Source organism: Pseudarthrobacter sulfonivorans (assembly GCF_031454915.1).
Lineage (GTDB): Bacteria > Actinomycetota > Actinomycetes > Actinomycetales > Micrococcaceae > Arthrobacter > Arthrobacter sulfonivorans_C.
Window position 1 is genome coordinate 1 of record NZ_JAVDRS010000002.1, and the last position, 14,886, is coordinate 14,886.

The window sequence follows — 14,886 nt, forward strand, 5'->3', positions numbered from 1 at the left end:
ACACAACCAACACCCCCGGAAATAACGGAAGAAGAAGGCTGCAAAATTTGAAACCAGCTGTAAAAACCAGACCACACCACGGGGTGGCGGATCCAGTCAATTCAACCAATTAATAATAAATTGGTATCAACAAACTTGGCACACTATTGAGTTCTCAAACAACAGACACACCCGGCACCACCACAACAACATTCCGTCATGGATCGCTCCGGAGCAACTTTTCAAACTTACCGGCTGATCTCACTCTTGTCAAACCGGCGTCCGCGACCTTCATCAGCCTAAGGCTTTCGTGTCGATTTTTCCGTCTGACTCCGTGGAGCAGCGCGGAAATAAACTCTACCACCACTTTGCGGGGTTGGCCACCCAGCCCCCGAACAGCCTCCTGCTACCCCTCCATCATCCAACGAAAAAGCCCGGAATCTCAAGGGATTCCGGGCTTTTTCGTCTTCTTTTAAGAGACCGGCTTCACAGCTGGCTGCGCACCGGCCGGCTGTCCATCCGCCGTCTGCGCCCCGGGCTTGAAGTATGCGGCACCCAGCGGAGGCAGCGTAACGGTCAACGTTGCCGGCTGACCGTCAAGGCCTTCGCCGGTGGCAGTCAGGGGCCCGGTGTTCAGGACACCTGATCCGCCATAGGCCGCCGCATCGGTATTGAGCACCTCCACCCAGCCTCCGGCCGCCGGAACCCCAAGCGTGTAGCCCACATGCGGGCCACCGGAGAAGTTGATGGCGACGACCAACGGATTGCCGTCCTTGTCCCAACGGATGAAGGTCAGGACGTTGTGGTCGGCGTCGCCACCATTGATCCACTGGAAACCACCGGGCTCGTTGTCCCGGGTGTACAGTGCCGGCGTCGAGCTGTACAGCTCGTTGAGGTCCTTGGTGAGGAGCTGCATTCCGCGGTGCGCCGGAATTTCGGCGAGATACCAGTCCAGGCCATGCTGTTCGGACCATTCTGCTTCCTGGCCGAACTCGGTACCCATGAAGATGAGCTGCTTACCGGGGTGGGCCCACTGGTACGCCAGGAACGCGCGCAGGTTGGCCAGCTGCTGCCAGCGGTCACCGGGCATCTTGCGGAGCATGGACCCCTTGCCGTGCACTACTTCGTCGTGGCTGATGGGGAGCAGGAAGTTCTCAGTGAACGCGTACACCATGGAGAACGTCACGGTTCCGTGGTGCCACTTTCGGTTAACCGGGTCCTCGGAGGCGTACTTGAGGGAGTCGTGCATCCAGCCCATATTCCACTTCAGCCCGAAGCCCAGGCCGCCATGGCTCGTCGGAGCCGTCACGCCGGGGAAAGCCGTGGATTCTTCGGCAATCATTACCGCGCCGGGGTGGGTCTTGTAGACGGTGGCGTTGACTTCCTGCAGGAACGACATCGCCTCGAGGTTCTCCCGCCCGCCGAAACGGTTGGGTGACCACTGACCGTCTTCCCGCGAGTAGTCCAGGTACAGCATCGAGGCCACCGCATCCACCCGGAGCCCGTCAATGTGGAACTCGTCGAGCCAGTACAGGGCGTTGGCCACCAGGAAGTTCCGCACTTCCGTCCGGCCGAAGTCGAAGATCAGCGTTCCCCAGTCGGGGTGCTCCCCCAGGTTCGGGTCGGCGTGCTCGTACAGCGCCTCACCGTCAAACTGGGCCAACGCCCAGGAATCCTTCGGGAAGTGCGCCGGGACCCAGTCCAGGAGCACACCGATGCCAGCCTGGTGCAGGGAATCCACCAGGAACCGGAATTCGTCCGGGTGGCCAAACCGCGAGGTCGGCGCAAAATAGGACGTCACCTGGTAGCCCCAGGAGCCGCCGAAGGGGTGTTCAGCCACGGGCATGAACTCCACGTGCGTGAAGCCGAGCCACTTGACGTATTCCACCAGTTCCTTGGCGAGCTCGCGGTAGCCCAGGCCAAGGCGCCACGAGCCCAGGTGGACTTCGTAGACGCTCATGGGGGAATTGTGCGGGTCGCGCTGGGCGCGTGCTTCCATCCACTCGGCGTCCTTGAACGCGTAGGACGGCTCAACCACCCTGGAGGCTGTCAGCGGCGGGACCTCGGTGCCGAACGCCAAAGGGTCCGCTTTTTCCACCCAGTTCCCGTGCTTGGTCTTGATCTCGAATTTGTAGCACGCCCCTGCTAAAACGCCGGGGACGAAGACTTCCCAGACACCTGAGGAGCCCAGTGACCGGAGCGAGTTCTCGCGGCCGTCCCACGCGTTGAAGTCGCCCTTGACCCTGACGGCCTGCGCGTTCGGAGCCCAGACGGCGAAGGAAACGCCATCGACGTCACCAAGCGAGGACTTGTAATGCTGGACATGGGCGCCCAGGACTTCCCAGAGCTTTTCGTGCCGCCCTTCACCAATCAGGTGCAGGTCCACTTCACCCACTGTGGGCAGGTAGCGGTAGGGCTCGTCCACTGTTACAGGTTCGGCCCCGGCGTAGGTAACCTGCAGCCGGTAATCCGGTACGTGGCCAGCCTGGAGCGGTTCCAGGACCGCCACCCAAACGCCATGTTCCTCATGCGTCATGGGGACGGAACCGGCGGCAGTCACGACGCTCACGGCCTCCGCGAGGTGCTTGACCGTCCTGACGGTGACGTGGCCGTGGTCGTCCAGGTGGGCACCGAGTACCGAGTGCGGCGCGTGGTGTTCGCCGTTTGCCACCTGGCCCAAAGTGTCCGGGTCCACGTGAAGCGGCACACTCGGCCTGTCTGTTGGTGCTGAGCCTGTCATGTTGATACCTTCCGATGCTGCGCCGGACTGTTCGCCGGAGCCTTTAACGCTAAGGAGCCGCCTGGACGCATTCGTCGGAATGGCCAGCCAGTCAGGTCTGTTCCGCAATTCATAGACGACTTCGTAAAGTGCCTTGTCCAGCCACAATGCCACAAAGAGCGGCGAACGGCGGTCGATGGTGCCTGGCATGACCGTGCCATAGCCGGCGAGGAACGCGTCGGCGCAATCATCCACCCAGGATGCCGGAACGCGTGCCCCCTGGTACTCCCGTTCGGCCGCGCCGGCCGCATAGTCGAAGGAACGCAACATGCCCACCACGTCCCGGAGCGGAACGTCGGGGAAATTGCGTTCGGCGATGGGCCGCAGGGGTTCACCCTCGAAATCCAGGATGGCCCACCGGCCAGACTCCCCACCGTGGCCCGGGACCTGCAGGATCTGCCCAAGGTGGAGATCGCCGTGGATCCGCTGCAACGGTCCGGCCGCCACGCCGTCGAGCCCGGAAAGCAGCGCCTGCAGCGCCTCGTCATAAGACCCGACGGCGGAACGGGCTTCCACCCACGCCTCGCGGACACGTTGGGCTACTCCAGGCGCAATGACCTGGCCCGGCACGGGCTCCACCGATGTGCCAAGTGCATGTGCCAGCCTCCGGTGGACGGTGGCCGTAGCCGCGCCGAGGGCATGTGCCTCCGCAGTGAAATCGGCCCCCGTCCGGGCGGCATCCACGGCCAGTCGCCAGGCGTCGCGGCCGCCGGCAAGGAATTCATGGGCTACTGCAAGCTCGCCCCTGGCCGGGCGGGGACCGGACGGAAGCCCACCGGGCCCGCTCGGCCCCGGCGCCTGCCATTCCCCACGCACCCAACCCAGGGTGGCAGGCACCTCGGAAGTACCCTCGGCGGTCAGCGCTGCGCCTACCTCGACCTCCGGGTTGACGCCTTCCGAAAGGACCCGGAAGAACTTCACGATGGCCGCGGACTCGCCGTCGTCGACGATCACGGAACTATTTGACTGCTCCCCGGACAGCACTTTGACCATGCCGTGGGCAGTGGGCAGGCGGTGGTCCGACGCCGTGCGGTGCCCGGTCGCCGCACCTGAGCGCGAGCCGGACTCGGAACGGATCAGTTCCAGCCAGGCGGACACAAAGGAAGGATCATGCACGGCGTCGTAGATCCAGTGCAAACCGGCATCAGGTGCCCGGCCCACCAGTGCACCTTCGGCACCAGCGAGCGGAACATCGCGATAACTCAGCGGAACCTGGACCACATCGGTCCGCTGTCCGCCGTCGGCCGTCCTGGAGGAAACGGCCAGCAGGAAGACCTCCAGCCGCGCCTGCCCGGCCGGGTCCTCGAGGCTCAGGCTGCCCGCCTGTGCGAGCGAAAAATCGCCTGACTTCACGGGGAACCAGCGCTGGCGCGGAAGCCATTCCCGCAGGGCGGCACCCAGCGTGGGCGTAAGAATGGGCTCGTTCATGTCAGTTCTCGATGGACAGGATGGGGAGTGCCTGCGTGTAAGGGGACGTCGGATTGGACGTCGCCGACCGGACCCTGAGCCAGAAGAAATCATGGCTGCCCAAGGTCAGCGTCAGTGATCCGTCGTCGTCGATCCCGGGGAACGGCTGGCCGCCGAAGACGTCCCGCAGACCGCGGCCGGCGAACTGGGGGATGCGCAGTTTTGCGGCGACGGGGTGCTGGGAAAGGTTGAATGCGCACAGAATGGATTCCCCAGGCAACCCAGCGGTGTTGTCATCCGAGAGTTCCCGGAGGTACGCCACCACGGCGTCATGGTCGGCCTCGACATGCTTGAACGCCCCCAGGCCGAACACCGGGTGGTTCTTGCGGACGCTGAGGATCTGCCGGGTCCAGCGGAGCAGCGAACCGGAATGGGCGGCCTCGGCTTCCACATTGGCCATGTTGTAGTTGTACACCAGCGACTGGATGACGGGCAGGTAGAGCTTGCCCGGATCGGCATTGGAGAACCCGGCGTTCCGGTCCGGGTTCCACTGCATGGGCGTGCGCACCGCATCGCGGTCCTCAAGCCAGATGTTGTCCCCCATGCCGATTTCATCCCCGTAGTACAGGAACGGGCTGCCAGGCAGCGATAGAAGCAGGGCGTTGATCAGCTCGATCTCGGCCCGGGAATTGTCCAGCAATGGCGCCAGGCGGCGTCGGATACCAATGTTGGCGCGCATCCGCGGGTCCGGGGCGTACCAGCCGAGCATGGCCGCGCGCTCGTCCGCTGTGACCATCTCAAGGGTCAGCTCATCGTGGTTGCGCAGGAACGTCCCCCACTGTGCCCCTTCGGGGATCTCCGGGGTGTCATGCATCGTCTCGATGATGGGCGCGGCCTTCTGGTCGCGCAGGGCGTAGTAGAGCCGCGGCATGATGGGGAAATGGAAGGCCATGTGGCATTCGGGCTCTTCTGCTGTCCCGAAATATTCCACCACCTCGTTGGGCGGCTGGTTGGCCTCGGCGATGATGACGCGCCCCGGGTAGCTTTCATCCACCATGGCCCGCAGCTTGCGCAGGAAATCATGCGTGGCCGGCAGGTTTTCGCAGTTCGTCCCCTCTTCCTCGAAGAGGTACGGAATCGCGTCGGCCCGGAACCCGTCGATGCCCTGGTCCAGCCAGAACCGCACCACATCAAAGAGCGCCTCGATGACCCTGGGGTTTTCAAAGTTGAGGTCAGGCTGGTGGCTGAAGAAGCGGTGCCAGAAGAACTGCCGGCGGATGGGGTCGAAGGTCCAGTTGGACTCCTCCGTGTCCACGAAGATGATGCGGGCGTCCTGGTACTTCTCGTCAGTATCGCTCCACACGTAGAAATCGCCGAAGGGTCCGTCGGGATCCTTGCGCGATTCCTGGAACCAGGGGTGCTGGTCCGAGGTGTGGTTCAGCGGCAGGTCGATGATGACGCGCACGCCGCGGGCGTGGGACTCGGCCACCAGCCGCTTGAAGTCGCTGATGGTACCGAACTCGTCCAGGACGGAGTTGTAGTCCGAGATGTCGTAGCCACCGTCGCGCAGCGGCGACTGGAAGAACGGCGGAAGCCACAGGCAGTCCACGCCCAGCCACTGCAGGTAGTCAAGCCTGTCGATCAGGCCCGAGAAATCGCCCGAGCCGTCCCCGTTCGCATCCGCAAAAGCCCTGACCAGTACTTCGTAAAACACGGCCTTCCGATACCACAGAGGATCGTGGGCCAGGCCCGGCGCGTTTAGCTCAAACGTGCTTTTGGGGGTGAAATGCTGACTTGAACTCTGCGGATTAAAACTCACTGATGCAATCTCCGTACGCTCAGAATGTGTGCGGGTTCGACATGCGCGTCCAGACGGACGTAATTGTATTCGCCCCATTCCCAGGATTCACCGGTGATGAGGTCCTCCACCCTGAAGGCACCGTTGGGCAACAAATCCTCGGGATCGAGTTCCAAGGCGGCCAGATCCAGCGATACGGTGCTTTCCCGGGTACCGTGCGGATCCACGTTGACCACCACAATGATGGTGTCCTTGGTGCCGTCCGGCAGGGTCTTGTGCTTGGAGTAGACAACTGTCGCGTCGTCCGAGCTGTGGTGGACGGTGAGGTTCTGCAGGTCCTGCAGCGCGGGGTGCGCGTGCCGGATGCTGTTGAGCCTGGTCAGGTACGGCGCCAGCGTGCGGCCTGATTCGGCGGCGGCGTCCCAGTCACGGGCCTTGTATTCGAACTTTTCATTGTCGATGTATTCTTCCGCTCCGGGGCGGGCTACATGCTCGTAGAGCTCGTAGCCGGCGTACACGCCCCACAGCGGGCTGGCAGTGGCGGCCAGTGCAGCACGGATCTTGAACGCCGCCGGGCCGCCGAACTGGAGGTATTCCGTAAGGATGTCCGGGGTATTGACGAAGAAGTTCGGGCGGAAGAATGCCGCCGATTCGTGGCTGACCTCCGCGAAATAGGTTTCCAGTTCCTTCTTCGTGTTCCGCCACGTGAAGTAGGTGTAGGACTGCTGGAATCCGGCCCGGCCCAGGGCATGCATCATTGCGGGGCGGGTAAATGCCTCTGCAAGGAACACCACGCCAGGAGTCTTTTTGTTGACCTGCGCAATGAGCCATTCCCAAAACCAGACCGGCTTCGTGTGCGGATTATCCACCCGGAAGATCTTGACGCCGTGGCTGACCCACAGCTGGACCACCCGCAGGATTTCCTTGGACAGCCCTTCGGGATCATTGTCGAAATTCAGCGGGAAAATATCCTGGTATTTCTTCGGCGGGTTTTCCGCGTAGGCGATGCTGCCGTCCACCCTGGTGGTAAACCACTCGGGGTTTGATTCCACCCAGGGGTGGTCCGGCGCAGCCTGCAGCGCCAGGTCCAAAGCAACTTCCAGTCCCAGTTCGTTGGCCCGGGCCACAAAGGCGTCGAAGTCCTCGAAAGTGCCAAGGTCCGGGTGGATGGCGTCGTGGCCGCCCTCCTTGGCGCCGATAGCCCACGGCGAGCCGGGATCATGCGGGCCGGCGATCAGGGTGTTGTTTGGACCCTTGCGGTGCTGCACGCCGATCGGGTGGATCGGCGGCATGTAGAGCACGTCGAAGCCCATGGCCGCCACCGCGTCCAGCCGCTTTGCCGCCGTCCGGAAGTTACCCGAGGTCCATGCCCCCGTGTTGTGGTCGCGGACAGCACCTTCGGAGCGTGGGAAGAATTCGTACCAGGCTCCGCGGCCCGCGAGATCGCGCTCAACCAGCAACGGGAACTGCTCGGACACCGTCACCAGTTCACGGATCGGCTGCCGGTCCACCAGAGAGGCCACGTCAGCACTGAACCCGCCAGCGAGGCGTTCTTCCTCGGTGAGGGATGCGTTGCCCAGAATGGAAGCAGCCATGCGCAGGGTGCGCCGGTCCGACGCACTGCGGGAGACGTCGTCGGCCGCTTCTGACAGCAGGGCCTCGCCCTCGGCGAGCATCAGCTCCACGTCGATGCCCGCGGCCACTTTAACCTCGGCGTTGTGGTGCCAGGTTCCATAGCGGTCGTGCCATGCCTCGATGAAAAAGGTCCAGTTTCCAACGCCCGACGGCGTGAGGATGCCCTCCCAGCGATCAGTTCCGAGGCCGCGTTCCCCCCTGGGCGGCGCCAGCCGGACGCGCTGGCGTTCCTTGCCGCGGGGATCCAGGAGCACGGCGCTGACGCCGAGTTGGTCATGGCCCTCCCGGAAAGCAGTGGCACCGACCACGATTCCCTCACCAGGCAATGCCTTGGCAGGGTATTTTCCACCCTCAACCACAGGCTGCACGGCGGTGATCGGAAAACGGCCAAACCTGAGGCCGTCGGTGATTTTGCCTTTGGGCTTTTTCTTGGAGGCGGCGATGGTTCCTGAGTTAGTCGTCACATCCTCGACGTTAGCGAGAAATGATCCAGATAGCTAAGCGTGCGATGCTTTTTGACAACAAGATTCGACTTTTCCGCGACGCCCCCTGTCATTTACCTAAAAGAAAGCCATAGCGGTTCCAGACGTTGATGTTGTCGGTTAGTGTGACGCAGGTGAAGGCAATCCGCAGATTTACCGTCAGAACCGTCCTCCCCGAGCCCATCAGGCCCCTGGTCCGGTTGGCGACCAACCTGCGCTGGTCGTGGCACCGGCCCACCCGGGAACTTTTCGCCAGCCTGAACCTCAGGAAATGGGAGGAAAGCGGGCAGGATCCCGTCAGCTTCCTGGGCCGGGTCAGCCGCGAGGAGTTCCAGGCCCTGGCGGCGGACCAGTCCGTGGTGGAACGCGTCCGGGCCGCCGCCCAGGACCTCGACCGGTACCTTGAGGAGCCGCGCTGGTATCAGGGACTGGGCGCCGACGCCCCCGCCGCCATTGCGTATTTCTCCCCCGAATTTGGCATCACGGAGGTCCTGCCGCAGTACTCCGGCGGCCTTGGCATCCTGGCCGGAGACCACCTCAAAGCGGCATCGGACCTGGGCGTGCCCCTGATCGGCGTTGGACTCCTGTACCAGGCCGGCTACTTCAAGCAGTCCCTCTCCCGGGACGCCTGGCAGCAGGAAACGTACCCGGTCCTGGACCCGGACGGCCTTCCCCTGACCCTGCTGCGGGAGCCGTCCGCCGACGGTAATGGCAGGCCCCTGCAGATCGCCCTGCCACTGCCCAACGGCAGGCGGCTCCTGGCACACATCTGGCGTGCCGACGTCGGACGTGTTCCCCTGCTGCTTCTGGATTCCAACGTTCCGGGTAACGACGACGCCGCCCGCGGCGTCACCGACCGGCTCTACGGCGGCGGCGGTGACCACCGGCTGCAGCAGGAACTCCTGCTGGGCATGGGCGGTGTCAAGGCACTGCGCGCCTACCAACAGCTCACGGGGACCCCGGCTCCCGAGGTGTTCCACACCAATGAGGGCCACGCCGGCTTCCTGGGGATCGAACGGATCCAGGAGCTGATGGCCGGGGAAGCGGCCCTGACCTTCGACGAAGCCCTCGCCGCCGGCCGGGCGTCCACCGTGTTCACCACCCACACCCCGGTACCGGCCGGCATCGACCGTTTTGAAATTTCCCAGATCCAGCACTTCTTCCAGGCCGGGCTGGCGCCCGCCGTGCCGGTGGACCGGATCCTGGAGCTTGGCCGGGAAAACTACGCTGACGGCAACCCGTCAGTCTTCAACATGGCTGTCATGGGACTCCGGCTGGCCCAGCGCGCGAACGGCGTGGCCAAGCTGCACGGCGAAGTTTCACGCGGGATGTTCTCGGCGCTGTGGCCTGGTTTTGACCATTCCGAGGTGCCCATCACCTCCGTGACCAACGGCGTACATGTGCCCACTTGGGTTGACGGGCGCATCGCCCAGCTCGCCCGGGAGAAGTTCGGGCCCGAGGCCGAAGCCAACGGCCGCTGGGACCTGGCTTACAACGTCAGCGACGCCGACGTCTGGGCGCTGCGCCGCGCAATGCGTTCGGCCCTGGTTGACGATGTACGCCGCCGGCTCAGGGCCGCCTGGAAAAAGCGGGGTGCGGCCGACGCCGAACTCGCCTGGACGGATAGCGTGCTGGACCCCGATGTGCTCACCATCGGCTTCGCCCGCCGCGTCCCCACGTACAAACGGCTCACCCTGATGCTGCGCGAGCCGGACCGGCTCAAGGCACTGCTGCTGCACCCGGAACACCCCATCCAGTTGGTGATCGCCGGAAAATCCCACCCCGCCGATGACGCGGGCAAGAAGATGATCCAGGACCTGGTCCGTTTCACGGATGACCCCGAAGTCCGCCACCGGATTGCCTTCCTGCCCAATTACGACATCGCCATGGCCAGGACACTCTTCCCGGGCTGCGACGTGTGGCTCAACAACCCGCTGCGTCCGTTGGAGGCCTGTGGCACGTCAGGCATGAAGGCCGCCATTAACGGTTCGCTGAACCTCTCCGTGATGGACGGCTGGTGGGACGAGATGTACGACGGCGAGAATGGCTGGGCCATCCCCACCGCCAACAATGACGCGTCCCCCGAGGAGCGCGACGACATCGAGGCGGCGGCGCTGTACGAACTGCTGGAAACCCAGGTGGCACCGCGCTTTTACGGCAACACTGTGTCCAGCAGCGCCGGAGCGGCCGGCCCCTCCAGCACCGGAACCGAGAAGGTCCCGACGCACTGGGTCTCCATGATCAAGCACACGCTGTCCCACCTGGGTCCGGCCGTTTCCGCGGAACGTATGCTTCATGATTACGTCAATGTCCTCTACCGGCCGGCAGCCGAGGCCGGACGCCGGGCCGTGGCTAACTCCTACACGCAGGCACGGGCCCTGGCAGCCTGGACGGCCCGGGTGCGTGCTGCCTGGCCGCTGCTGCATGTGGAGCACGTGGACTCCGTGGGGGTTTCCGAGGATCCGCAGATCGGGGACACCATGCAGGTGAACGCCTACGTCGCGCTGCACAACCTGACACCGGCTGACGTTGCGGTGGAGGTCGCCTACGGCCGCGCCGAGGAAAGCGACACCCTGTCGGACGTGACCCTGATGGAGCTGCACGCCAAGGAAGACCTGGGCGGCGGGCGCCACCTGTTCAGCGGCTCCCTGAGCATTGACCGCTCCGGCCCGTTCGGCTACACAGTCCGTGTCCTGCCCCGGCACGAGGCGCTGGCGTCAAAGGCTGAACTGGGGCTGATCGTCAACGCCTGATCCCCACCGTCTCCCTAACCTCGCAAGCTCGCCCAGGGAACCCGGACGGCGTGGGCCCAGGCTGACGGCTAGAGCAGGATGGCTGTGACCGTCAGGTCGTTGCCGGCGTAGCTCTCGGCATCCTGGAGGACCTCGCAGATGATCCCGAAGGAACGGTCGCCGCGGAATGCCGCGGCGACCTGCCAGAGGAGCGTGACCGGGGCGTTGCCGTTTTCGCTGATGCTGTCCGCGAAATCGTGGAGTGAATCGTTCAGTGCGTCCAGGTTCACGCCGTAGTGCTCGGGGAAGGACAGGACCTCGCCGAAGGTTTCGAGGACCGCCCGTTTGCTGTCCGCGGCGGGCACCACCAGGATGCGGCGGCCGGCATCGGCCACCTGTTCCTGCAGTTCTTCCATGGTCCAGGTATCGGCGGAGTAGATTTTCATACCGGTGTTCAGCTGCCTTCTGCGATGAATTTGAACGAGTCGTAATGGTCCTGCGTGTAGTACTTCTCTCCCCCGGCGCCGGTGACGATCCGGCGGGCTCCCCGGTCCGATTCCCCCGGGGTGGGTACGGTGTACTCCCGGTAATAGCCTGAACCCTGCCGGGGCAGGATGCGCTCAAAGTTGCCGAACGTCTTGTCATCCTGGCTGTACGAGTAGGGCCCGCCGGCACGGATCAGGGCGAGGGTCCTGCGTGCTTCCGCCGGGAGGGCCGACTCGCGGATCGCGGGAAGCCCGGAGGGATTGGCGGGAGCTGCGGCCGGTCCTGGTACCTCCGCCGGACCGCGTGTGGGAGCATCCGAAACAGGTGCTCCGCTGGAACTCGCTGCCGGCGTCGGGCTTCCCGTCAGGGATTCAAGGAGCCCGGTGCCGCCGGAAGCGAGCAGGGCAACGGCCAGCAGTCCGGCCAGCAGCAGGGCAACGACAGAGCGGTTGCGCATTTTTGTCCCCTCCGCAGCTACGTGCGGTAAATATTGATCGAGTTTGCCTCGACCAGGTCCGTCTCGCCGGAGGCCACCCGGCCGCCTTGGCGAAGCTCGTGGAGCGGCGAGGTGGTCAGCCGGAGCTCGAACATCCGCCGCGGCGTGCCGTCGTCGTTGGTCACGTCGGGGAGGGTGATCTTGACGTCGGAACTGCTGCCGTTGACCACCACGAGCCCCGCCAGCGTGCCGTCGTCCGAGCCGAGCAGGAGCTGCATTACCCGGTGACGGGGGTCATTCCACCCGTCCATGGACATGGGTTGTCCGGCCTGGTCGAACCAGTACAGGTAGGACTGCTCATCCCGGGCCGGAAAATCGTGCGGCTGGCTGGCCAGGAACTCCTTGCGCAGGCGGACATAGCGTTTGGTGCTGCGGAGCATCTCGTGGGATTCCGGCGTGCGCGTCCAGTCAATCCAGGCCAAGGGGTTGTCCTGGCAGTAGGCGTTGTTGTTGCCCTGCTGGGTGCGTGCCAGTTCGTCACCGCCGGTGATCATCGGCACGCCGAGCGAAATCATCATCGACGCCATGAGGTTGCGCCGGGACTGTGCCCGCTGGGCCAGGATGTCCTCGTCCTCGGTGGGGCCTTCGAAACCGTGGTTGTAGCTGCGGTTGTCCCCGTGCCCGTCCCGGTTCTGTTCGCCGTTGGCCTCGTTGTGCTTGCGGTCGTAGGAAACGAGGTCGTTGAGGGTGAAGCCGTCGTGCGCCGTGATGAGGTTGAGCGACGCCAGCCTGGAACGGCCGGATGCTTGGAAAAGCCCGGCCGAGCCGGACAGGGCATCAGCGAGTCGCGCCACGGAGCCGCCTTGCCCGCCGGACTCGATGGCCGCGCGGTCGGCAAGCCAGAAGGAACGGACACCGTCCCGGAAATGATCGTTCCAGTCAACCCAGCCGCCAGGGAAGCGTCCCGTCTGCCAGCCGCCATAGCCGACGTCCCAGGGTTCGGAGATGAGCTTCACGTCCGACAGCACAGGATCAGCGGCCACAGCCACCAGGAAGGGGTGCCGGGGATCGAATTCGTTGTCCGCGTTCCGGCAGAGCGTCACGGCCAGGTCAAAGCGGAAGCCGTCGATATGGAATTCGTCCACCCAGTACCGGAGCGAGTCCAGGACCAGCTGAACCACCCGGGGTTCGCCGAAGTTCAAGGTGTTCCCGCAGCCGGTGGTATCCACATACTTCCCGTGGCCATCCGTGCGGTAATACGTTTCCTCACCGAGGCCGCGGAAGCTGCTGGTGGGGCCATCAGGTCCGCCCTCGGCGGTGTGGTTGTACACCACGTCAAGGATCACTTCCAGTCCGGCCGCGTGGAGCAGCTTGACCATGCCCTTGAATTCATCCTGGACAGCCTGCGGACCGGCTTCCTGGGCAGCCTTCGTGGCGTAGTCGGGGTGCGGAGCAAAGAAGGCGGCGGTGTTGTAGCCCCAGTAATTAGTCAGGCCGAGGTTCTGCAGGTGCTGCTCATCAAGGTGGAAGTGCACCGGGAGCAGCTGGACAGAGGTGATACCGAGGCTCTTGAAGTGCTCAATGATGGCCGGGTGGGCCATGCCCGCGTAAGTTCCACGCAGTTCCGCCGGCACATCGGGATGCAGCATGCTCTGGCCACGGACGTGGGCCTCGTAGATGATGGTGTTCCGCCACTGCAGCCGCGGCCGCTGGTCGGTACCCCAGTCAAAATCGCCGGCCATCCGGACGCTCGTCAGGAATCCCTCGCGCTGGTCAACCGCCCGCCCGTAAGGATCGAGCAGCAGCGGCTGCCCGGCGTCGTCATCCAGGTCAAGCATAGGAAACGACAGCGGCAGCGCTTCGGACTTGGGGGCAGCACGGAACCCGTAGCGCGATCCATACGGGAAATCCACCACAATCCCGTGGTGTACGCCGTGGGTAACATTGGGAAGGGCCTGCCGGCGCCACTCGCCACCCGGGGCCTTGTAGGCAATCTCGAGGTTCTCCACGCCCGGCGCGAACACAGCGACGTTGGCGCTGGAGGGCACGGCACCGTGCGGACCGGTCCCAGGGCGCGGCACGCTGACACCGAGTGGATGCGCCGAAGAGGCATCCATGGTGGAAGCGGTGTCAAATAGCGGCATAACCATCACCGTCAATGGTAGCGGCCGTAGCCTGTTCAGCTGCACTAACGCTTTTGTGACGCCCCGCCAGCCACAGCCGGCGGTTTGCCCATGGCGGCAACGCAGGGTTGCATACTGGAAGAAACGTCAAGACGGAGGTGCACAGTGCGGGTTGCGCTGGCTCAGATCATCAGCGGCCGGGACTTGGCCGGCAATTTGTCCATCCTGGAACAGGAGGCGCGCAGGGCCAAGGCTGGCGGGGCCGGCATGGTGGTGTTCCCGGAGGCCTCAATGCGGGCCTTCGGGAACACCCTGCTGGATGTTGCCGAGCCCCTGGACGGGCCGTGGGCCTCCCGCGTGCGGAGCATTGCTGCTGCGCTTGAGATCGTGGTGGTGGCAGGAATGTTCACGCCCGGCTCCGCCGCCGGACACGGGGCATCGTCGGGAGAAGGGCCCGGCGCAGCAGCCGGCAAGGTGCGCAACACCCTGCTGGCAACCGGCCCCGGCGTGGAAACCAGCTACGACAAGGTCCACCTCTTCGACGCCTTCGGCTTTCTCGAGTCGGACACAGTTGACCCGGGTACACAACCGGTGACCTTCGACGCCGGCGGCCTCACCTTCGGCCTCGCCACCTGCTACGACATCCGCTTCCCGGCCCTGTTCACGGCCAGTGCCGAACGAGGCGCGGAGGTTAACATTGTCTGCGCATCATGGGCCTCGGGGCCCGGCAAGGTGGACCAATGGCAGCTCCTGGCCCGGGCCCGCGCACTGGACTCCACCACGTACGTCCTCGCCTGCGGGCAGGGTGACCCCGTCACCCAGGGCGTCCCGGCCAAGGCCGGGGCACCCACGGGGGTGGGGCACTCCGCCGTGGTCTCACCGTTCGGGGATGTCATCAACGAGCTCGACGGCGCCCCCGGCATGCTGTTCGCAGACCTGGACGCCGCCGTGGTCAAGGAAGCCCGCCAAAAGCTTCCGGTCCTGGCAAACCGCCGGGAGTTTTAAACAAGAGCGAGACCCCTCCCGCCG

Annotated in this window: 8 protein-coding genes; 2 read left to right on the plus strand and 6 right to left on the minus strand. The window is 64.5% G+C overall.

The window, feature by feature from the left end:
- Positions 1 to 451: 451 nt before the first annotated feature.
- Genes J2808_RS03880 through J2808_RS03890 form a run of 3 tightly spaced genes read right to left on the minus strand, consistent with a single transcriptional unit; the run spans position 452 to position 8,062 of the window.
- On the minus strand, positions 452 to 4,186 hold the full coding sequence (locus J2808_RS03880) for a 1,4-alpha-glucan branching enzyme (protein ID WP_309811900.1): 3,735 nt from the start codon (positions 4,184 to 4,186) through the stop codon (positions 452 to 454).
- Position 4,187: 1 nt separating this feature from the next.
- Positions 4,188 to 5,984: a maltose alpha-D-glucosyltransferase gene (treS, locus tag J2808_RS03885; RefSeq protein ID WP_309811903.1), complete on the minus strand. Its 1,797-nt coding sequence runs from the start codon at positions 5,982 to 5,984 to the stop codon at positions 4,188 to 4,190.
- A complete protein-coding gene (locus J2808_RS03890) occupies positions 5,981 to 8,062 on the minus strand; it encodes an alpha-1,4-glucan--maltose-1-phosphate maltosyltransferase (RefSeq protein ID WP_309811906.1) in 2,082 nt (693 codons plus the stop codon). The genes treS and J2808_RS03890 overlap by 4 nt, the downstream gene beginning before the upstream one ends.
- Positions 8,063 to 8,214: 152 nt before the next feature.
- Here J2808_RS03890 and glgP point away from each other — a divergent pair, with 152 nt between their 5' ends.
- Positions 8,215 to 10,833 carry an alpha-glucan family phosphorylase gene (gene glgP, locus J2808_RS03895; RefSeq protein ID WP_309811908.1) on the plus strand — a complete coding sequence of 873 codons (2,619 nt, stop codon included), beginning with the start codon at positions 8,215 to 8,217 and terminating at the stop codon, positions 10,831 to 10,833.
- A 68-nt stretch (positions 10,834 to 10,901) separates the two neighbouring features.
- On the opposite strand, the gene J2808_RS03900 is transcribed toward glgP, so the two are convergent.
- The 3 genes from J2808_RS03900 to glgX are packed head-to-tail and all read right to left on the minus strand — an operon-like array spanning position 10,902 to position 13,884.
- Positions 10,902 to 11,258 (minus strand): barstar family protein, encoded by a 357-nt coding sequence (locus J2808_RS03900; protein ID WP_309811911.1) that lies wholly within the window; start codon positions 11,256 to 11,258, stop codon positions 10,902 to 10,904.
- An 8-nt stretch (positions 11,259 to 11,266) separates the two neighbouring features.
- Complete coding sequence (locus tag J2808_RS03905; RefSeq protein ID WP_309811914.1) at positions 11,267 to 11,755, minus strand: guanyl-specific ribonuclease; 489 nt, start codon at positions 11,753 to 11,755, stop codon at positions 11,267 to 11,269.
- A 17-nt stretch (positions 11,756 to 11,772) separates the two neighbouring features.
- A complete protein-coding gene (gene glgX / locus J2808_RS03910) occupies positions 11,773 to 13,884 on the minus strand; it encodes a glycogen debranching protein GlgX (protein ID WP_309811918.1) in 2,112 nt (703 codons plus the stop codon).
- A gap of 138 nt (positions 13,885 to 14,022) precedes the next feature.
- On the opposite strand from glgX, the gene J2808_RS03915 reads away from it, so the two are divergent.
- Positions 14,023 to 14,862, plus strand: coding sequence for a carbon-nitrogen hydrolase family protein (locus J2808_RS03915; RefSeq protein ID WP_309811921.1), 840 nt, complete (start codon positions 14,023 to 14,025; stop codon positions 14,860 to 14,862).
- Positions 14,863 to 14,886: the final 24 nt, after the last annotated feature.